The sequence below is a fragment of the Enterococcus sp. DJ147D b genome (assembly GCF_058216655.1).
In genome coordinates, this window is sequence record NZ_CM177104.1 from 865681 (window position 1) to 884527 (window position 18847).

Genomic DNA, 18847 nt, shown 5'->3' on the forward strand with positions numbered 1-18847 from the left:
TAATGTTAACACATTACCGAAAAGAGAACCGAAAAATTGCAATGGGCTTGTTAAGCTTTCATAAAAAATTATCGGATCAAACAGATTTGTTAAAAGAAATCGATGTTTATGAAGCAGAAAATAAGTATGAACTATTTTTCTTCACTCCAGAAGACTCGACGAACATCCAAGGGATCATCGGTATTGAATGGATAGGTAAGGATCAATTGATCATTCATGATATTTCGTTGAATCCTTCTTACCGAGGAGAAAATATGGGCTTTCTGATGCTAAATGAGCTTCAGGAAAAATACCCCGAAGTGACCTTTTTAGCAACTGAAGTTACGAAACCTTACTTATCTAAATGGCAATGAAGCATAACTAAGAAAGAGTGAAACATTTGACTGAAATCAATATTAAACTAGATATTTTTGAAGGGCCATTGGATTTATTGCTTCATTTGATTCAGCAAATGGAAATTGATATTTACGATATTCCAATTGCGACGATTACGGAGCAGTACATGAACTATATTCACACGATGAAAACGATGGAGCTAGCGTTAGCTGGAGAATATTTGGTAATGGCAGCCACACTAATGGCAATCAAAAGTAAAACATTACTGCCCGTTCAGGAGTTAGCAATTGAAGATGATCTGATATGGGAAGAAGATCCACGTGACGAATTGGTCACACAACTTTTAGAATATCGAAAATATAAGTACGCAGCGGAAAAGTTGATTGAAAAAGCTGAGGAACGCAGTTTATATTATTCGAAAGAACCAACTATGGTAGAAGACTTGGCAGAAAAAGAATTGCCTCTCAAACGTGGGCAAGTAAAAAAAGTCGATTTATTTCGAGCCATGCAGGCTATTTTAGAACGGAAAAAATTTTCACAAAAAGTGGAAAAAACGATTGCCCCAGATGATACGACAATCGAAGAACGTATGAGTTTTATTAAGGAAAAGTTAGTAAACAGTCAATCAGGCTGTACATTTGAATCATTTTTTGAAGCCCCAACAAAAGCAGAAGTTGTGACGACCTTCATGGCATTACTTGAACTGATGAAAAATGGGCAGATTTTTGCTGAACAGGCAGAAAATTATGATTCAATCATGCTTTATCCAGTAGTAGGAGATACAACGAATGACAAAATTAAGTGAACTAGAAGCTATCCTTTTCGTTGCCGGTGAAGCAGGAATTGGCAGTGACGAGTTAAGTTATTTATTGAATATTGATAAACAGGAATTATCTGAACTGATTGTGGCCTTAGAAAAAAAATATCAGGCGACTCTTGATTCAGCGTTACACATTTTCGAAACAGAAGACCATTTCGTCTTAACAACAAAAAAAGAATTAGCACCACTTTTAAAAAAATATGCACAAGGTTCATCAAATACGTTATCACAAGCAGCAGTAGAAACGTTAGCAATTATTGCTTACAAACAACCAATTACACGTACAGAAATCGAACAAATCAGAGGTGTCCAAGCTTCTGGTCCCGTTCAGCGATTGGTTGCTCATAAATTAATTGAAGAAAAAGGACGCGTGGAAGGACCAGGTCGTCCAATTTTGTATGGAACGACAGGTTATTTCCTTGATTATTTTGGTTTAAAAGACTTAACAGAGTTACCAGACACACAAGAACTAGAAAATGCGTTAAAAGATGATGCATCATTGGATTTGTTTTTTGATGGAGTGAGCGAAGGAGAACAAAAGTAATGGAAAGATTGCAAAAAGTAATTGCACACGCCGGAATTACTTCTCGAAGAAAAGCAGAAGAATTTATTTTGGCTGGTCGTGTAAAAGTCAATGGCACAGTTGTGAGAGAATTAGGTGTAAAAGTGGGTAAACACGATGTTGTCGAAGTAGACGAAGTACCTATTTATCAAGAAGAATATGGGTATTATTTACTTTATAAGCCTAAAGGAGTTATTTCTGCAGTATCAGATGATAAAAACCGAAAAGTGGTTACAGATTTATTGCCGATGGTAAAAGAACGAATTTACCCTGTCGGGCGCTTAGATTATGATACATCTGGTATTTTACTATTAACAAATGACGGCGAATTTGCACAACGTTTGACGCATCCAAAGCATGAGGTTGATAAAGTGTATGTGGCAAAAGTAAAAGGGATTGCTACAAAATCAGTATTATCTCCTTTAACGAAAGGTATTAAATTAGAAGGACGAAAAACGGCACCTGCTAAAGTTCAAATCTTATCAGTGGACCCTAAAACGAACCATAGTATTGTTGAGTTAACAATTCATGAAGGGCGTAATCATCAAGTAAAAAACATGTTACAGGCAGTTGGTTTACCCGTGCAAAAACTAAAACGAGAAAGATATGGGGATTTGACTCTTCAAGGGTTACGTCCGGGAGAATATCGTGAGCTAAATAAAAAAGAAATCAGTACGTTACTAAATCATTCAAAATGATAGCTTACTTTTTGTAAGAGATAAATGTTGCATTTTTTTCAAGGCTATGTATAATGTAAGTGTAAACAAAATAATATAAAAGGTTCGTCTTCAGGGGCAGGGTGCAATTCCCGACCGGTGGTTATAGTCCACGACCTATTTCTTTAGGAAATAGCTGAATCGGTGAAATTCCGGTACCGACAGTATAGTCTGGATAAAGAAGATAGAGCTTATTTGACTAATCATTTATCAGATAACTCTAACTCTATTTTCCCTGCGAAAGTAGAGTTTTTTTGTTTGAAAAATTAGTTGGATAGTTCGCTGAAGAGGAGTCCTAACAGGAGGATTTCAAATGAAGAACACACGGGTACAAAAAATGGTTATGGTAGCGATGTTCGCTGCAATCGGGTTAGTTTTGCAATTTATTGCTTTCCCAATTATGCCGGCATTTAGTTTTTTAAAAATTGATTTCAGTGATATACCTGTCTTGATTAGTATGTTTTTATTTGGCCCTGTAGCTGGTGTAGCTACGGCTTTCTTACGCTCGCTGTTACATCTGGTGACAACAGGATTTTCACCAGACAATCTAGTTGGGGATGCTGCAAGTTTCTTGGCAACGACTATTTTCACGTTACCAATTTTCTACTTCTTCAAAAAAATTAAAAAACATGCAAATAGAAATAAAATTCTGGGCGTTGTTTCCGGAACTTTAGCAATGACGCTTTTTATGAGTGTCGCAAACTATTTTGTTATTACACCATTATATCTGATGTTCTTTGGATTGAATGCAAATCAAATGCTAGGTATGCCACTAGTAAATTATGTGTTGATCGGGATTGTTCCATTTAATTTAATCAAAGGATTCATCGTTAGTGCTGCTTTCTTAGTTTTACATGCTAAGCTATTACCTTGGTTGAGTCGTAAACAACATGCTTTAGAACAAAGACATACGATTTAAAAATGAATATTCAAAAGGGCCAGTAATTTTTTGGTCCTTTTTTTTTTGAAAAAAAATGCAATAAAACCGCAAATGTAAACGTTTTATTAGTTGCTGTTGAGTATTTTATTTTTTTATGTATAAACATGAATTTGTAATAAATGAATGTGAGATTCTTCTCTTTTTGAATGACGAATAGGCTTGTTTACAAAACAAAGAGACAGGCTACAATTACTTTGAAAGAAGTATCTTAGATGAAAGGAGGCAATGAGTCGTCACTATTAATGGATTTTTGAACAAAAAGTATCATTTATTCGAGATATTATTTTTGTTCTGCCGCTCTTTTTGATAAAATAACGATGGAACCAATATTACTTGATTCTAAAAATGAAAAAGGGAAAGGAAGAAGAAAATGGAACAAAAAAAGAAAAAATTTCAGATGCCGTCAGCGTATACGGTCTTATTCATTATCATTGCAATTATCGCTGTCCTTACTTGGTTCATTCCAGCTGGTCACTATAGTGTAGATGATGCAGGCAATATCATCGCTGGATCGTATCAACGAGTAAAACAAAATCCACAAGGTCTTTGGGATATTTTTATGGCACCAATCAATGGGATGTTGGGAGTTGAAGCGGGTGAGTTAACAAGTGCGACACCAGCAGCTATTCCGATTTCATTCTTTATCTTGATCGTGGGTGGATTTTTAGGAATTATCAATAAAACGGGTGCATTAGATGCCGGAATCGCTTCTGTCGTTAAGAAATTTAAAGGCAAAGAAAAAATGTTGATTCCTGTTTTAATGATTTTATTCGCTTTAGGTGGTTCAACTTACGGAATGGCCGAAGAAACAATTCCTTTCTATGCGTTACTAATTCCAGTTATGATGGCTGTTGGTTTTGATACTGTAGTAGCCGTTGCAATCGTTTTAGTTGGTTCGCAAGTAGGTTGTTTGGCTTCAACAGTTAATCCGTTTGCCACTGGGGTAGCATCACAAGCTGTTGGTATCTCTATGGGTGAAGGAATTGGCTTACGTTTCTTAATGTTTGTGATCTTATTAGGTATTTCAATCATTTATGTTTATCGTTATGCTTCAAAAATCGAAAAAGATCCAACCAAGTCTTTGGTTTATAACCAACGACAAGAAGACATGAAACACTTCGATATCGAATCGATTGGCCGTCAAGAAACAATTACAAGCAAACAAAAATCTGTTAACATTTTATTCTTTATTACTTTTGGTATCATGATCATCAGCTTGATTCCTTGGACAACATTGAATGAAAACTTTACTATTTTTGAATCATTAACAAACTGGCTAACAGGTCTTCCTGTAATTGGTACAGTATTAGGGATTGATATGTTACCACTTGGTGACTGGTACTTCCCAGAAATCACTATGTTATTCTTAGTTATGGCGATCGTTGTTGCATTCACATACGGTATGAAAGAATCTGAATTCATTTCAGAATTCTTAGCTGGTGCATCAGACTTGATTGGTGTAGCAATCGTTGTTGCTGTTGCTCGTGGTATTCAGGTTGTTATGAACAATGGTTTGATTACAGATACTATTTTACACTGGGGAGAACAAGGGTTGAGCACATTATCTTCAAGCGTGTTCATCATTATCACGTTCATCTTCTATATCCCAATGTCATTCTTGATTCCATCAACATCAGGCTTGGCTGCGGCTACAATGGGGATTATGGGACCTATGGGTGAATTTGCTGGTGTAGGTAAAGACTTAGTTATCACTGCTTATCAATCTGCTTCTGGATTGGTTAACTTGATTACTCCAACTTCTGCTATTGTTATGGGGGCTGTTGCGATTGCTCGTTTTGACATCTCAGTTTGGTGGAAATTTACTGGTAAACTAATTGCTATTTTATTCGTAGCTATCTGTGTGATTCTCGGCGTTGCAGCAATGATTTAGTTTTGCCTAGACAAAATGATTGGAAACATCTATCATTGAATAATAAAGTAAACAAAGCTAACTGAGTTGGCTTTAAGAAGACTCGGTAGGCAAACTATCGGGTCTTTTATCTTATTAGGAGGTAAGTGTAATGAAACAATTTGTTACAAAAGAACATCATGAACAAGCGTTACAATCACTTAATGAACTAATCAGAATCCCTTCTGTATTAGATGAAGAGGATACTGGGAAAGGACATCCTTTCGGGACAAAAGTTGTTGAAGCATTAGACAAAGTGTTAGCAATCAGCGAAGAATTAGGATTCCGCACATTCAAAGACCCAGAAGGCTATTATGGTTATTCAGAAGTTGGTTCTGGTGATGAATTGTTTGGTATTTTGTGTCACATGGATGTTGTTCCTGCTGGTGATGAAAAAAATTGGGATACAAAACCGTTTGATCCAACTGTAAAAGATGGTTGGTTGATTGGACGTGGATCACAAGATGATAAAGGACCATCAATCGCTGCAATGTATGCTGTCAAATCATTGATGGATGCTGGTATTGAATTTAAAACACGAATTCGTTTTATTTTTGGGACAGATGAAGAAAACTTATGGCGCTGTTTAGATAAATACAACGAAAAAGAAGAAGGAATCACACAAGGTTTTGCACCAGATGCTGAATTCCCATTGATTTACGCTGAAAAAGGATTATTACAAGCTTATCTAACTGGTCCTGGCACTACTGATTTTTCTGTGAAAGCAGGTGGCGCATTAAACGTAGTTCCTGATGCGGCTCCATATTCTGGTGAAAAATTAGAAGAAGTGAAAGAAGCATTGAATAAACTTGGTTTTGATTTTGAAGATCATGGTGATTCAATTATTGTTCTTGGAAAAAGTATCCATGCGAAGGACGCACCAGAAGGCGTGAATGCTATTTCACGTTTGTCTATGGCTTTAGCTGAAGTCTTCGATTTTGCACCAATTGATTTCTTAGGCAAATTGGTGAAAGAAAATGCAACCGGTGAACATGTTGTTGGAAAAACGAAAGATGAGCAATCTGGCGAATTAACAATGAACTTTGCTAGCTTAGAAATCACACCAGAACAAACAAAAATTGGTGTGGATATGCGTATTCCTGTAACATTCAAAAAAGATGATCTGGTAGCAAAATTAGCTGAAACAGTGAAGAAATATGAATTAACTTATGAAGATTTTGATTTCTTAGATTCGTTATACGTGCCACTAGATAGCGAATTAGTAAAAAATCTTTTGCAAACTTACCGTGATATCACTGGTGACATGACTGAACCATTTGTATCAGGTGGAGCAACTTTTGCTCGTACAATGAATCAATGTGTGGCATTTGGCGCAATGTTCCCAGATACACCAGATTTCATGCATCAAGCAAACGAACGTTGGGAATTAAGTAGCATGTATAAAGCTATGGAAATTTATGCTGAAGCTGTTTATCGCTTGTGTGCGAAATAAGCTATTTGTGAGAGAAGCATTTTACTCAAAAAATAAGAAAAATGATTAGAAATTATTTTCGAATTTTTGAGTGATTTGTGCTTATTTTAAAGGAATGACTTATTGAACACTAGTTATTCAAAAAGGAGATGTGATAAGATCTTATCACATCTCCTTTTTTATTTGTTTGGAATAATTAAGAAATTATTTTCGTCATTTTTTTGAAATACACGTATAATAAGCTAAAAGAGGATTAAAGGAGGATGGTAGCTTGAAAAAATTAGGAAAAATATTCTTAGGTATACTGATTGTTTTAAGTTTGATTGGTGTTGGAAGCTATTATTATTTAAAAGAAAATACTTATGAACCAAGCCAAACTGCATTAACATCCAGTAAAAAAGCAATTGATAACAAGGAATACCTTTTATTTGAAAGTCCAAAAAAGAAACTTGCAAAACAACACCCAATCATTATTTTTTACCCAGGTGCTTTAGTTGAGCCAACAAGTTACAGCGTTTGGGCAAGCAAACTTTCTGAAACTGGCTATGACGTGGCAATCGTCAAAATGCCACTTAATCTAGCGGTACTAGATAAAAATCGCGCAGAAAAAGTGATTAAAGATTTTCCAGATCGTACCTTTGTTTTTGGCGGTCATTCGCTTGGTGGAGTAATGAGTAGTCGGTATGTTTCTCAAAATGTGACAGATAAGAATAAAGGTATCTTTTTCTTAGCGAGTTATCCTGACAAAAATGGGACATTATCTCAGTCAAAAATTTCGGTACTTTCAATTACTGCATCAAAAGATCAAGTATTAAATCAAGAAGCATATGAAGATGCTAAACAATATTTGCCTACGCAAACAAAGTACGTGGTGATTAATGGCGGAAATCATAGTGGGTTTGGTTCGTATGGTGAACAGAAAAAGGATGGACAAGCCGAAATTACGAATGAAGACCAGCAGATCGTCCTTGTGAATACGATTGAAAACTGGTTAAAGCAAAATGGTTGGTAGTTCGTTACTTTCGATCATTAGTAAATAAAAACGTGAGCCTAGCGAAACAGTTTGAAAAAGTAGCAACTGAGCTAACTTTTTTGAGAAGTTTCTGACTGGACTCACGTTTATTTTTGAGCAAAATTTTTGCTCGTTCTATCTTGATAGACAAATTCTTCTATAAAATTCATAATTGATTTGTCGAAGGAATGATAAATTATTTTTGTTCTTCCAAGAGTATTGCTCGAACGGGACACTTCTGATAGGCTTTCTTTACATACTCAGTTTCTGCTTTGGTGACGAATTGTTGATGTGCTTCTGGTTCTTGTGCAAAGAGCACGATTCCTTCTTCATCGTAATCAAAAATATCAGGAGCCTCAATTTGACACAGGCCGCAAGCGATACAACGTTCGGGTACAAGTTTACATAATAATGACATGTTTAACCATCCTAACTTAAGGAGAATTGCTATGCTTTTATTTATTCTATCTTTATTTCCCTCAAGAAACAAGTTGAGGATCAGTTCTTTTTATCAATTATTGACAGGTAAAAAAACAACTTCCGTATTGATTTTTGGATTCTTAAACCAATTGTTGCCGGCACACAATTGTTTACCAGAACTAACTCAGAAAACCTATCAAGAACGATTAACTGAGTTAGAAAAATCAGGTTTGATTCAGATTGAAGAAAATGAAGTTTTCTTGACGTCAAAAGGGAGAGAACGTCAAAAAAAATTGAATGTCTTGTATCCTGATTTACATTTTGATCTCTATGGTAGAAATTGGGAAGAGGCATGGCGATTGGTAAAATTCGCTATTCAAGTCGTTTCTTATTTAAATGCGCATCAGTCAGAATATTTACCAGCAGAAACCAGCCCATTTTATACTACTAAAATCAAAACGTGGTTAGTCCATAGTGGCTATTCAAAAGAACAGCTAGCTGATACAATTTATCACGAATTATCGACTTGTTTAGGCAAATTAACGAAGGAACAAGCTAATTTATTAGCCAATCAGTTTTCTGGTTATGAACAAATCGGGTTACTGCCCTATCAACTAATTGAGACGAGTGAGGATGAAACGACAGTCTATTTGCAACAGGCACAAGCTGTTCACGCTTTTTTCAACCAATTGCAACGGTTTCCAGATTTTTTATTCAGTCAGTTGTTGTTACCTATTTTGGAACAAAATTACAATCAAAGTATGCTAGTCACGCGACAACTTTTTCTTCAAGGGCATTCTCTCTCTGAAATCATGACATACCGTCATTTGAAAAAAGGGACAATAACGGATCACTTAGTTGAATGGGCATTGTTTTTAGACGATTTTCCATTTGATCAGCTGATTTCGAAAGAGACCAACCAATTATTAGCGAGTCAAGCGACACCTGTCCAAACTTGGCGTTATCAAGAATTAAACAAAACGGGTACACTTGATTATGGTGAATTTCGTTTTTACCAAATACGAGCTTTAAAAGGAGGACGAAAAGATGAATTTAACAGCTGAGTTAAAACGTTATTTTGGTTTTTCAACTTTTCGCCCAGGTCAAGAGGAAATTATTCAAACATTGCTGAACAAAGACAACGTATTAGCTGTGCTGCCAACGGGAAATGGTAAAAGTTTATGTTATCAGTTAACAGGTTATCTATCAGAAGGTTTGGTCGTTGTGGTTTCACCATTGCTATCACTAATGGAAGATCAGGTTATGCAGTTGCAAAAAATGGGCGAAAAAAGAGTTGTTGCCTTTAATAGTTTATTGACCTTTCCAGAACGTAAATATGTTATGGAGCATTTATCTCAATATAAATTTTTATTCTTAAGTCCGGAAATGTTATTGCAATCAGAAATGTTAACCCAATTAAAAAAGCAAAAAATCGGACTTTTCGTAGTTGACGAGGCACATTGTGTTTCACAATGGGGTGTCGATTTTCGCCCAGAATATCAACGTTTGGGCGAAGTAAGAACCCAATTGGCGATTCCAGTGACCTTGGCACTTACAGCTACAGCAACAAATGCAGTCCAACGAGATATCGAGACCGTGTTATTTACAAACAAACCAAAAATCGTTAAGCATTCAGTGAATCGAGAAAATATAGCTTTATTTGTAAGAGAAACGACTCAAAAGAAGGAAGAGCTAGAAGCGATTATGAAAGAAATAAAGGGTGCGACCATCATTTACTGTGCAACGAAAAAAGAGGTGGAGCGTTTATATGCAGAATTACGTGGTCGCTTCGCTATTGGCTATTATCATGGTGGTCTAGATGCGAGCCAAAGACGCCAATTACAGCAACAATTTTCTCAAAATCAATTGCAATTTTTAATTGCAACAAACGCATTTGGCATGGGGGTAGACAAAGCGGATATTCGTTATGTTATCCATTATGATTTACCAGATAGTCTGGAAAATTATGTGCAGGAAATCGGACGTGCCGGACGTGATCAGAAGCCAAGTACGGCCATTTTGTTGTACCAAACAGGAGATGAAGCGATACATCATTTTTTTAATCAATTAGCGAAAGAGCAACGTCAAGGATTTGAAGTTTACTTAGCACATGCGCAGGAGCTAGAACGCCCCTTTGATGAACTCCAACAAAAATGGTTAGAAATTGTCAAAAAAACAAATCAACCAGATCGATGGATGGAAAAATTAAAGCTTCAAGAAAAAGAGAAACAGTTTCGTTTATATCAAATGTTACGATATATCCATGCAACTACTTGTCGCAGAGAATTTATTCTGAATTATTTTGGCGAAAAATTAACAGCAAAACCCAAAAATTGTTGTGATTTTGACGAAGCAACATGGTTTCTTCCAGCAGAAACAAAAGTAAGAACAAGTCATTTTGAGAATAACTGGGAAGAGATTTTACTAAATTTATTTAAAAAAAACGTAGAGGGATAATTTTTTTCGGCATGGCCCATTTTCCTATGGTATAATACTCACGAAAGAAATTAGGAGGTAGCAAAGGTGAGCAGAAAAGATAGACATCAATCATCAGAAAATAACGAAACACAAGAACCGTGGGAGCAACCGATTTATGATACTGAAGATGAAAATTCTTCAAGAAGCTCTCAAAGACAACAAAAGAAAGGAAACACTGTTTTCTTATCAATCTTTTTGTTTTTATTAGTACTTTGTATCGCAATCCCTGCAGGAGCTTACTTCTGGATTAGAAATGGTTCAAGTAATAATGCAGCAAGTTCGACTTCAACATCGACAACTTCATCAATCGTGGAAAGTTCAACCATGAGTTCAAAAGAAGAGTCAACAACTGTCTCTTCAACTACTGCAACAGTTCAAAGTTCTGAAACTGTAGAATCAAGTATTATTGAACCAGAAACTTCAAGTTCAGTTGCACCAGTTACACCACCAGCTTCAAGTGAAACAGTCACACAAGAAACAGAAACAACACCTTCTTCATCAACAGAAGCAGTGGCTGGTTCAACGACAGTTGTTCAAGCGGGTGAAGGACCAAAACAAGTAGCTGAGCGTGCTGGAATCACGATTGATCAATTGTTCCAATTAAATGGAATGGACCCCAACAGTTATATGTTATATCCTGGACAGGAATTACGAGTGAAATAATGTGAGCCGCATTTTGCGGCTTTTTTTTGAGGAGCGTTTTTATGACAAAGATTAGTATTGCAATTGATGGGCCGGCTTCTTCTGGCAAAAGTACTGTAGCAAAAATTTTAGCGAAAGATTTTCAGTATATTTACACCGACACAGGAGCTATGTATCGAGCAGTGACCTATCTGGCAATCAAGCATCAAATTTCTTTTGCTGACGAAGTTGGGTTAGTTACTTTGATTAAAGAAAATCCAATTTCTTTCCAACAAAAAGCAGATGGCCAGCATGTGTTTGTTTCAGGACAAGATGTGACAGCTGAAATTCGTCAGCCTGATGTGACAAAAGCTGTTTCAGAAGTTTCAGCACATGGAAAAGTCCGAGAAGAGCTTGTTGCTATTCAACAACAAATTGGTGAAGATGGTGGCGTGGTAATGGATGGACGTGATATTGGAACAGCCGTTCTACCGCATGCAGAGATCAAAATCTTTTTAGTAGCAAGTGTTTCTGAACGGGCACAACGCCGTTACAAAGAAAACCAAGAAAAAGGGATCCCAACTGATTTAGAAACCCTAACAAAAGAAATTCAAGAACGTGATCATTATGATTCGACACGTGAAATTTCTCCGTTGAAACAAGCAGAAGATGCCGTACGAATTGATACAACGGGAAAATCTATTTTAGAAGTGGTAGCAATGATTAAAGAAGTTATTTCCGAAAAAGGCTATCAATTATAAGGCTTGGTTGAAAAAAAACGATGAAATAAGCGGAAAGTTGAGAATTTTCAAATAAACCGGGCGAAATCGCTTTATTTTTTTTTAAGAATCAATTAAACTTAAATTAATACCGTACTTACGGCATAATGTTGGTTAGGAGGACAAGTGTTATGACAGAATTTGATCAAAATCAAGCAGATAGCAATCAGTCAATGGAAGATGCAATGAAGAGCGTCCAAGAAGTTAGTGTTGGCGATGTAGTTAAAGGTGAAGTTTTAGCTATTGAAGACAAACAAGTAATTGTTGGAATTGAAGGTGCTGGCGTTGAAGGTGTCGTTCCAGCAAAAGAATTATCGACATTACCTGTAGATGACATTGATGAGCTTGTTCATGTTGGCGATCTTTTAGACTTAGTTGTTATTAGTACAATTGGTAAAGATAAAGAAAACGGAAGTTATTTATTATCCAAACGCCGTTTAGATGCAAAAAAAGTTTGGGAAGATATCGAAAAAGATTTCCAAGCTGGTAAAATTATCGAAGCACCAGTAACAAACGTAGTTAAAGGTGGTTTAGTTGTTGATGTTGGCGTACGTGGATTTGTACCTGCATCAATGGTTGAAGATCACTTTGTAGCTGATTTTTCAGAGTATAAAGGGCAAACGTTGAGCTTCAAGATTATTGAAATCGAACCATCAGAAAATCGTTTGATTCTTTCTCATAAAGCAGTGGTTGAATCTGAAAAAGAAGAAAAGAAAAAAGAAGTATTAACTGCTATTCATGAAGGAGATGTCATTGAAGGACGTGTTGCACGTTTGACTGACTTTGGTGCTTTTGTTGACTTAGGTGGAATTGACGGACTTGTTCATGTTTCAGAAATTTCTCATGGTCACGTAGCAAAACCAAGTGATGCATTAGCTGTTGGGGATGAAGTAAACGTAAAAGTTTTATCAATCAACCCTGAGCAAGAACGTGTTTCACTATCAATCAAAGATACATTACCTGGACCTTGGACAGACATTGAATCAAAAGCACCAGTTGGAGCTGTTCTAGAAGGCACAGTTAAACGATTAACAAGCTTTGGCGCTTTCGTAGAAGTTTTCCCTGGGGTAGAAGGTCTTGTTCATATTTCTCAAATTTCACATAAACATATTGCGACACCTCATGAAGTACTTCAAGAAGGTCAAACAGTTGATGTGAAAGTATTAGAAGTTAATCCAGATGAACATCGAATTGCTTTAAGTATCAAAGCTTTAGAAGAAAAACCTGCTTCTGAAGAAGAACCAAAAAATATTGAATCCTATGAATTGCCAGAAGAAAATACTGGATTCACAATGGGTGATATTTTAGGTGATGCGTTAAAAGAAGAAGTGGAAGAAACGACGGGCGACGAATCAGATAAATAATTAAGTCATGTAATTTAAGACCAAGACGAAAGTGACAGCTTTTGTCTTGGTCTTATTTTTTCGTTCTTGATTAGTGATAATCAAGAAAAATCTAAAATAGTTGGAGGAATTGATTAACTAAGCTTGAAAGTTTGGGGTTCATTCGTTAAACTAAGTAGGATTGGAAACTTGTGAGGAGGAAAAAATATGGCAAATCCAACAATTGCAATCGTTGGCCGTCCGAACGTCGGTAAGTCTACGATTTTTAACCGCATCGCTGGCGAGCGTATCTCGATTGTCGAAGATACTCCAGGAGTGACTCGTGATCGTATTTACGCAAAAGGCGAATGGTTAGGTCGTGAATTCAGCGTGATCGATACAGGCGGGATTGATTTAGGTGACGAACCATTTATGGAACAAATTAAGCATCAAGCAGAAATCGCGATTGATGAAGCAGATGTGATTATTTGTGTAGTTAGTGGACGAGAAGGTATCACTGACGCGGATGAAATGGTTGCAAAGATTTTATATCGTAGTAATAAACCTGTTATCTTAGCAGTTAACAAAGTAGATAATCCTGAAATGCGTAATGATATTTATGAATTTTACGCGTTAGGACTAGGTGATCCATACCCTGTTTCTGGGAGTCATGGTCTGGGAATTGGTGATATTTTAGATGAGGCAGTCAAATATTTTGCCACTGACACGGAAGAAGAAGACGATGATACCATCAAATTTAGTTTAATTGGTCGTCCAAATGTCGGCAAATCTTCTTTGATCAATGCAATTTTAGGTGAAGATCGCGTAATCGTTTCAGACATTGAAGGAACGACTCGTGATGCAATCGATACCCATTTTGTATCAGAAAGTGGTCAAAAATTCTTGATGATTGATACAGCGGGGATGAGAAAACGCGGGAAAGTGTACGAAAATACTGAAAAATACAGTGTTATGCGTGCTATGCGTGCCATTGACCGTTCAGATATCGTTTTGATGGTCTTAAATGCTGAAGAAGGAATTCGTGAACAAGATAAACGTGTTGCGGGATATGCACACGAAGCAGGTCGCGGAGTCATCATCGTGGTGAATAAATGGGACTTAGTGAAGAAAGAAACAAACACCATGCGTGATTTTGAACAAGAAATCCGTGATGAATTCCGTTATCTTGATTATGCACCGATTATTTTTGTTTCTGCAGTGACGAAACAACGTTTGAATCGTCTGCCAGAAATGATTGAAGATGTTAGCATGAATCAAAATCTACGCGTTTCATCCGCAGTATTGAACGATATCATCATGGACGCTGTAGCAATTAATCCAACACCAACAGACAAAGGCAAACGTTTGAAGATTTTTTATGCAACGCAAGTGGCTGTTAAGCCACCAACCTTTGTGGTATTTGTTAATGAAGAAGAACTAATGCATTTTTCTTATGAACGATTTTTAGAAAATCAAATTCGTAAGGCTTTCACTTTTGAGGGAACTTCGATTCGAATCATTCCAAGAAGAAGAAAATAGGCATTTTACCATAGTCATTCTTTTTTTTCAAAGAATAAAGGTACTTTCTTTTATTACGTTTTAATGACCAAAAAAAGCACGTTAAAATCAGTAAAAACCTTGCCATTAAGCGGTTTATATGATATCGTGATAACAGAATATTGAAGTAAGTCAATATTTCTATTAAACTTTCTGGACCACTCAGATTGTATAATTGGTTGATGTTTTACATCATATCTCTTGTTGAGGAGGTGAATCTAATCCATGGCAAACAAAGCAGAATTAATCGAAAAAGTTGCTTCAGCTACTGATTTAACTAAAAAAGACGCAACTGCAGCTGTAGACGCTGTATTTTCAACTATTCAAGATGCTTTAGCTAACGGCGAAAAAGTTCAATTAATCGGTTTTGGTAATTTCGAAGTTCGCGAACGCGCAGCTCGCAAAGGTCGTAACCCACAAACTGGTGAAGAAATCGAAATCCCAGCTAGCAAAGTACCTGCATTCAAACCAGGTAAAGCATTGAAAGACGCAGTTAAATAATTGTGTAATAAAAAGCGCTTGTAGCCATATGGCTACAAGCGCTTTTTATGTAGAGTACAATTACATTATTGATTAGTAAAAATAAAGAGGCATAAAAAATATTCAATTAATGTAATGTGTCTCCAAAACGTATTGTTTATTTCAGATGACACTCCCACCCTAATCCCAAATTAAATTCTTCCAATACACTTGTGTAGTTGAATTGCCCATCATTTTCTTGAATCAGATAATTGATCATCGAAGTATTCGCTTCGTTTTCCATTTTTGAGTGGAAGACAGGATTGCTATATAATGCATTGAATTCTGAATGGTTTAGTGCATGATAAAGTTCATGAAGGATCACTTGTTTTTGCTTTTCTTCTGATTGATTTTGATTGATGACCATTAGATTCAAGTCATCAAAATAATAGCCTCTTTTTTCTAATTCCATCACGACTAGCTCAATTCCATGACTAGCGAGTAGCTCCTTTATTTTTTCCATAAAAAAGACTCCTTACTTACTCATTCGTCCTTCTAAAAATGCGCGAATGGCCTCTCTGTCATTGTCCGTCATCGGTTTTCCATCAAAGCTTTTCACATTGTCTAAGATTTTATTGAGATCCTCTGGTATCGTTGATTTGGTGCCCAAAGAAGGTGTATCTGTTCGTCCAAGTAAATAATCTGTTGAAACGTGAAAGTATTCTGCGACTTTTTCAAGAGTTTCCGCTTTTGGACTACTTGTCCGCCACTGATAGATCACATTTTTTGACAGCCCAATATCTTCTGCAAGCTTATTTAAGCTGATTCCTTGTTTTTTTGAAAGATTCGAAACTCTTTCGTATAAACTCATTATAAAAACTCCTTTTTATATTTTTTTATAAAAATGTTGAAAATTATAAAATAATGGGATAATATTATTTATAGATTACTTATGCAAAAACAAAGTGAATAAGAAATGTTGTTTTTGTTACTTTTATTTTATAAAACTTTATGATGTAAGTCAATGTAAGTTTAGATTTTCAAGATAATTATATTTTTTTATGAAGATAGTAATAGTAAGAGAATGACGTCAATAAAATATTTTACCTATATAAAATTAGTTAGGAGTGGAGCATTTTGCGAAAATCAACATTTAATTATATTAAGGATATTTTATCTGATTATTATCAAACAGATGCGTATATTAAACAAAGAGAAGAAGAATTACGCCATCCATTTATAGAAGCCGATTTGAATAGCTCTATTCGTGGTCAAGGAAACCATAACGTAGCAACTGAAAGGATGGCTATCACGATTGCAATGGATCGCCGACTTTGGAATTTAGAAAGAAACCGTGATGTGGTGAAAGACTGTTTGGCGCGCGCGGATGAAAATACAAAAGAAATCATCGAGAAACTCTATTTACAAAAAAATGCAACAGTCAATTTATTGGGAATGAGTCAGCGCTTGTTTATTAGTAAAAGTAAAGCTTACGAACTAAGAAATGATTTTTTTGAAGCTGTTGCAGATGAGTTAGGTTTGTAACTTTGGAAAAACTCAGGAATTTTTTTCGTAGTCAACAGGCTAAAATAATATCATCAAGAAAATAAACATTTCAGAATTAATTAACTTGCTTTTTAAAAATGAAGAAAACTAATTTAGAATTGAAAAATTTTCTTGAAGTTATTATAAGGTGGTGATTTCTACTTAGCTCAACGTTTTTCGTTTCAAAAAACGTTGAGCTAAGATGACTGAAAAAATTAGAATAGGGTAAAAATTTGATTTTGATTATATGTTTTAAATTAGAGATAGGCATGTCTATTTTTTAGGACAAATAATAAAAATTGAAAGGTGGTAACAGATTGATTATCGATAATTTATTATTATGGAATGAATTCCGAGGATTACTAAATAATATTTACATCCAAATTTTTGTTTGGATTGTGATTGCAGATATTGTAACAGGTATTTGCAAAGGAATTTTAATTAAAGAAACGAATAGTACAAAAGGTTTAATGGGGATTGTAAAACACCTACTAGTTATTGGCTTGGTTTTGATTTCATATCCGTATCTAAAAATTATGGGATTTGAAGGAGTAGCAACAGCGTTTGTCTTTTCTTACATTGCAGTTTATGGTATTTCCGTAATTGAAAATCTAGGACAGTTAGGCATTCCTGTACCAGAATTTGTCAAAAATCGTTTTAGTAAATTAAAAAACACATCAGAAAAACAAGGTGAAGAAGAAAATGGAGGGGAAAAATAATGGTCAAAATTATCAATAATTCCGTTTGTCGTGGCGTAGCAGGTAAGCGGGTGGGAAGTGTAAAAGGTGTTGTCATTCACAATACTTGGACAAATACAACTGCTGAACAAGAAATGAATCGTTTGGAAAATATGACACCTAAACAATTAGAAGCTGGATTTGCCCATTATTATGTGGACGAAAAGACAATTATTCGCACGGAAGATACTTACAATCGGGCTTGGCACGTGGCAAATTCAGAAGGTAATAATAGTTACCTTGGTTATGAAGTACGTGGTAATCGCGAAACGTCCAAAGTAGTATTCTTACAAGCAGAACAAAATGTTTTCTGGCAGGCTGCAATTGATCTACATTATTATGGTTTATCAGTCAATCGTGACACCGTTAAATGTCATCATCAGTTTTCAGCAACTGAATGTCCGAAGCGCTCATTGATGGAACATTGTGGATTTGATTCGACGTTTGCTATACCAACAGAGGTTACTGCCAAAATGCAAGATTATTTTATTTCTCAAATCAAGAAATATTATGATGATCCAACTTTGCAGCCAGATGGAAGTAACGAAGGAGATAATGAACATGATGAAATTATTGCAGGAAGTCCAGCAAAAACGATTAATGGAATGACTGCAAAACTAGATATTTATAATGAAAATCCGATTGGTTCTTTCCGCGGAGCAGGCTGGGCACATGCTGGGAAACAGACCTTTAATTATTGTTTTATCTTCTTGATGGATGCTGAGACTGGTAACGAAATTGAACGACAACAATCAAAAAATATTGCACGCCCAGATGTAAATGCAATTTACGGATTAGCTAATGATAACAAGCCAGGCTTTGATGGAAGCATCAATATTACGAAACAAGCTGGTAAGAAAGCTTATATCAAAATTCGGTTAACTAATGATAGTAGTGGACATACAGTAGGTGGTGCAAAAGATGTAGACTTTAATGAATATGTATTAACAATCCCAAAACGGTCACACTAACATAAAATGGTTAGGATTAACAAAAGTTGGCACAAAACATAATTGTGTTTTGTGTCAACTTGGTACATAAAATAAAAAAAGATCAACTAAGGTTATCAACTGATATACCCATTATTTTTTAACGCTTTTTGATGTTCACAAGGTTCCCCAACAATTGTAAAGTTAGTGATTCTAGTGCTTTCTTGTTGATTTGACCAATCGTAAGTGTAGTTTTTGCCAGTCCAAATGCTA

21 protein-coding genes and 1 riboswitch are annotated in these 18847 nt (G+C 35.7%); of the genes, 18 read left to right on the forward strand and 3 right to left on the reverse strand.

Features of this window, described 5'->3' with window-relative positions; genetic code table 11:
• Nucleotides 1-2: 2 nt before the first annotated feature.
• The 8 genes from AC4BD1_RS04205 (at nucleotide 3) to AC4BD1_RS04240 (ending at nucleotide 7727) form a co-directional block, all read left to right on the forward strand.
• Entirely contained in the window at nucleotides 3-353 is a 351-nt protein-coding gene (locus AC4BD1_RS04205; protein ID WP_490467090.1) for a GNAT family N-acetyltransferase, read from the forward strand.
• A gap of 17 nt (nucleotides 354-370) precedes the next feature.
• Nucleotides 371-1141 carry a segregation/condensation protein A gene (locus AC4BD1_RS04210; protein WP_206909999.1) on the forward strand — a complete coding sequence of 257 codons (771 nt, stop codon included), beginning with the start codon at nucleotides 371-373 and terminating at the stop codon, nucleotides 1139-1141.
• Nucleotides 1125-1700, forward strand: a complete 576-nt coding sequence (gene scpB, locus AC4BD1_RS04215) for an SMC-Scp complex subunit ScpB (protein WP_206910001.1) — start codon at nucleotides 1125-1127, stop codon at nucleotides 1698-1700. Before AC4BD1_RS04210 ends, scpB begins: the two co-directional genes overlap by 17 nt.
• On the forward strand, nucleotides 1700-2416 hold the full coding sequence (locus tag AC4BD1_RS04220; RefSeq protein ID WP_490467091.1) for a pseudouridine synthase: 717 nt from the start codon (nucleotides 1700-1702) through the stop codon (nucleotides 2414-2416). The genes scpB and AC4BD1_RS04220 overlap by 1 nt, the downstream gene beginning before the upstream one ends.
• Nucleotides 2417-2498: 82 nt before the next feature.
• A riboswitch (FMN riboswitch) is annotated at nucleotides 2499-2624 on the forward strand.
• Between the two features lie 123 nt (nucleotides 2625-2747).
• On the forward strand, nucleotides 2748-3353 hold the full coding sequence (locus AC4BD1_RS04225) for an ECF transporter S component (RefSeq protein ID WP_490467092.1): 606 nt from the start codon (nucleotides 2748-2750) through the stop codon (nucleotides 3351-3353).
• Nucleotides 3354-3744: 391 nt separating this feature from the next.
• Nucleotides 3745-5265 (forward strand): YfcC family protein, encoded by a 1521-nt coding sequence (locus tag AC4BD1_RS04230; protein ID WP_206910007.1) that lies wholly within the window; start codon nucleotides 3745-3747, stop codon nucleotides 5263-5265.
• Between the two features lie 130 nt (nucleotides 5266-5395).
• Entirely contained in the window at nucleotides 5396-6736 is a 1341-nt protein-coding gene (locus AC4BD1_RS04235; RefSeq protein ID WP_206910009.1) for a M20 family metallopeptidase, read from the forward strand.
• Between the two features lie 250 nt (nucleotides 6737-6986).
• Complete coding sequence (locus AC4BD1_RS04240; protein ID WP_490485863.1) at nucleotides 6987-7727, forward strand: alpha/beta hydrolase; 741 nt, start codon at nucleotides 6987-6989, stop codon at nucleotides 7725-7727.
• Nucleotides 7728-7923: 196 nt separating this feature from the next.
• Here the strand turns inward: AC4BD1_RS04240 and AC4BD1_RS04245 are convergent, their stop codons facing one another.
• Entirely contained in the window at nucleotides 7924-8145 is a 222-nt protein-coding gene (locus tag AC4BD1_RS04245; RefSeq protein WP_206910011.1) for a ferredoxin, read from the reverse strand.
• A gap of 31 nt (nucleotides 8146-8176) precedes the next feature.
• On the opposite strand from AC4BD1_RS04245, the gene AC4BD1_RS04250 reads away from it, so the two are divergent.
• From AC4BD1_RS04250 to AC4BD1_RS04280, 7 genes are all read left to right on the forward strand, one after another.
• Nucleotides 8177-9211: a helix-turn-helix domain-containing protein gene (locus AC4BD1_RS04250; protein WP_490485864.1), complete on the forward strand. Its 1035-nt coding sequence runs from the start codon at nucleotides 8177-8179 to the stop codon at nucleotides 9209-9211.
• Nucleotides 9195-10604: a RecQ family ATP-dependent DNA helicase gene (locus AC4BD1_RS04255; RefSeq protein WP_490485865.1), complete on the forward strand. Its 1410-nt coding sequence runs from the start codon at nucleotides 9195-9197 to the stop codon at nucleotides 10602-10604. Before AC4BD1_RS04250 ends, AC4BD1_RS04255 begins: the two co-directional genes overlap by 17 nt.
• Nucleotides 10605-10670: 66 nt before the next feature.
• Nucleotides 10671-11288: an SAG1386/EF1546 family surface-associated protein gene (locus AC4BD1_RS04260; protein ID WP_206910018.1), complete on the forward strand. Its 618-nt coding sequence runs from the start codon at nucleotides 10671-10673 to the stop codon at nucleotides 11286-11288.
• A 41-nt stretch (nucleotides 11289-11329) separates the two neighbouring features.
• A complete protein-coding gene (gene cmk, locus AC4BD1_RS04265; RefSeq protein ID WP_490485866.1) occupies nucleotides 11330-12007 on the forward strand; it encodes a (d)CMP kinase in 678 nt (225 codons plus the stop codon).
• A gap of 149 nt (nucleotides 12008-12156) precedes the next feature.
• The gene (gene rpsA / locus AC4BD1_RS04270) at nucleotides 12157-13389 is read left to right on the forward strand and encodes a 30S ribosomal protein S1 (RefSeq protein WP_206910022.1); all 1233 of its coding nucleotides are present in this window, start codon (nucleotides 12157-12159) and stop codon (nucleotides 13387-13389) included.
• 186 nt (nucleotides 13390-13575) lie between these two features.
• Nucleotides 13576-14886 (forward strand): ribosome biogenesis GTPase Der, encoded by a 1311-nt coding sequence (gene der, locus AC4BD1_RS04275; protein ID WP_206910025.1) that lies wholly within the window; start codon nucleotides 13576-13578, stop codon nucleotides 14884-14886.
• 243 nt (nucleotides 14887-15129) lie between these two features.
• The gene (locus tag AC4BD1_RS04280) at nucleotides 15130-15405 is read left to right on the forward strand and encodes an HU family DNA-binding protein (protein WP_002290178.1); all 276 of its coding nucleotides are present in this window, start codon (nucleotides 15130-15132) and stop codon (nucleotides 15403-15405) included.
• A 136-nt stretch (nucleotides 15406-15541) separates the two neighbouring features.
• Here AC4BD1_RS04280 and AC4BD1_RS04285 read toward each other — a convergent pair whose 3' ends face one another.
• Both AC4BD1_RS04285 and AC4BD1_RS04290 read right to left on the reverse strand, forming a co-directional pair.
• Nucleotides 15542-15886: an ImmA/IrrE family metallo-endopeptidase gene (locus tag AC4BD1_RS04285; protein ID WP_206910027.1), complete on the reverse strand. Its 345-nt coding sequence runs from the start codon at nucleotides 15884-15886 to the stop codon at nucleotides 15542-15544.
• A 12-nt stretch (nucleotides 15887-15898) separates the two neighbouring features.
• Nucleotides 15899-16234, reverse strand: a complete 336-nt coding sequence (locus AC4BD1_RS04290) for a helix-turn-helix domain-containing protein (RefSeq protein ID WP_206910029.1) — start codon at nucleotides 16232-16234, stop codon at nucleotides 15899-15901.
• Nucleotides 16235-16500: 266 nt separating this feature from the next.
• Between AC4BD1_RS04290 and AC4BD1_RS04295 the strand changes: the two genes are divergently transcribed.
• The 3 genes from AC4BD1_RS04295 to AC4BD1_RS04305 all read left to right on the forward strand — a co-directional run bounded on the left by AC4BD1_RS04295 (nucleotide 16501) and on the right by AC4BD1_RS04305 (nucleotide 18616).
• Nucleotides 16501-16908: a DUF722 domain-containing protein gene (locus AC4BD1_RS04295; protein ID WP_206910031.1), complete on the forward strand. Its 408-nt coding sequence runs from the start codon at nucleotides 16501-16503 to the stop codon at nucleotides 16906-16908.
• Between the two features lie 317 nt (nucleotides 16909-17225).
• A complete protein-coding gene (locus AC4BD1_RS04300; protein ID WP_242589959.1) occupies nucleotides 17226-17627 on the forward strand; it encodes a phage holin family protein in 402 nt (133 codons plus the stop codon).
• On the forward strand, nucleotides 17627-18616 hold the full coding sequence (locus AC4BD1_RS04305; RefSeq protein ID WP_490485867.1) for a peptidoglycan recognition protein family protein: 990 nt from the start codon (nucleotides 17627-17629) through the stop codon (nucleotides 18614-18616). Before AC4BD1_RS04300 ends, AC4BD1_RS04305 begins: the two co-directional genes overlap by 1 nt.
• Nucleotides 18617-18847: the final 231 nt, after the last annotated feature.

Excerpts from the sequence above, each read along its gene's own strand:
- AC4BD1_RS04220 (WP_490467091.1), top strand. The coding sequence starts at position 1,700 with ATGGAAAGATTGCAAAAAGTAATTGCACACGCCGGAATTACTTCTCGA.
- AC4BD1_RS04255 (WP_490485865.1), top strand. The coding sequence starts at position 9,195 with ATGAATTTAACAGCTGAGTTAAAACGTTATTTTGGTTTTTCAACTTTT.
- rpsA (WP_206910022.1), top strand. The coding sequence starts at position 12,157 with ATGACAGAATTTGATCAAAATCAAGCAGATAGCAATCAGTCAATGGAA.
- AC4BD1_RS04280 (WP_002290178.1), top strand. The coding sequence starts at position 15,130 with ATGGCAAACAAAGCAGAATTAATCGAAAAAGTTGCTTCAGCTACTGAT.
- der (WP_206910025.1), top strand. The coding sequence starts at position 13,576 with ATGGCAAATCCAACAATTGCAATCGTTGGCCGTCCGAACGTCGGTAAG.
- AC4BD1_RS04225 (WP_490467092.1), top strand. The coding sequence starts at position 2,748 with ATGAAGAACACACGGGTACAAAAAATGGTTATGGTAGCGATGTTCGCT.
- AC4BD1_RS04250 (WP_490485864.1), top strand. The coding sequence starts at position 8,177 with ATGCTTTTATTTATTCTATCTTTATTTCCCTCAAGAAACAAGTTGAGG.
- AC4BD1_RS04245 (WP_206910011.1), bottom strand. The coding sequence starts at position 8,145 with ATGTCATTATTATGTAAACTTGTACCCGAACGTTGTATCGCTTGCGGC.
- AC4BD1_RS04285 (WP_206910027.1), bottom strand. The coding sequence starts at position 15,886 with ATGGAAAAAATAAAGGAGCTACTCGCTAGTCATGGAATTGAGCTAGTC.
- cmk (WP_490485866.1), top strand. The coding sequence starts at position 11,330 with ATGACAAAGATTAGTATTGCAATTGATGGGCCGGCTTCTTCTGGCAAA.
- AC4BD1_RS04235 (WP_206910009.1), top strand. The coding sequence starts at position 5,396 with ATGAAACAATTTGTTACAAAAGAACATCATGAACAAGCGTTACAATCA.
- AC4BD1_RS04305 (WP_490485867.1), top strand. The coding sequence starts at position 17,627 with ATGGTCAAAATTATCAATAATTCCGTTTGTCGTGGCGTAGCAGGTAAG.
- AC4BD1_RS04230 (WP_206910007.1), top strand. The coding sequence starts at position 3,745 with ATGGAACAAAAAAAGAAAAAATTTCAGATGCCGTCAGCGTATACGGTC.
- AC4BD1_RS04205 (WP_490467090.1), top strand. The coding sequence starts at position 3 with ATGTTAACACATTACCGAAAAGAGAACCGAAAAATTGCAATGGGCTTG.
- AC4BD1_RS04290 (WP_206910029.1), bottom strand. The coding sequence starts at position 16,234 with ATGAGTTTATACGAAAGAGTTTCGAATCTTTCAAAAAAACAAGGAATC.
- scpB (WP_206910001.1), top strand. The coding sequence starts at position 1,125 with ATGACAAAATTAAGTGAACTAGAAGCTATCCTTTTCGTTGCCGGTGAA.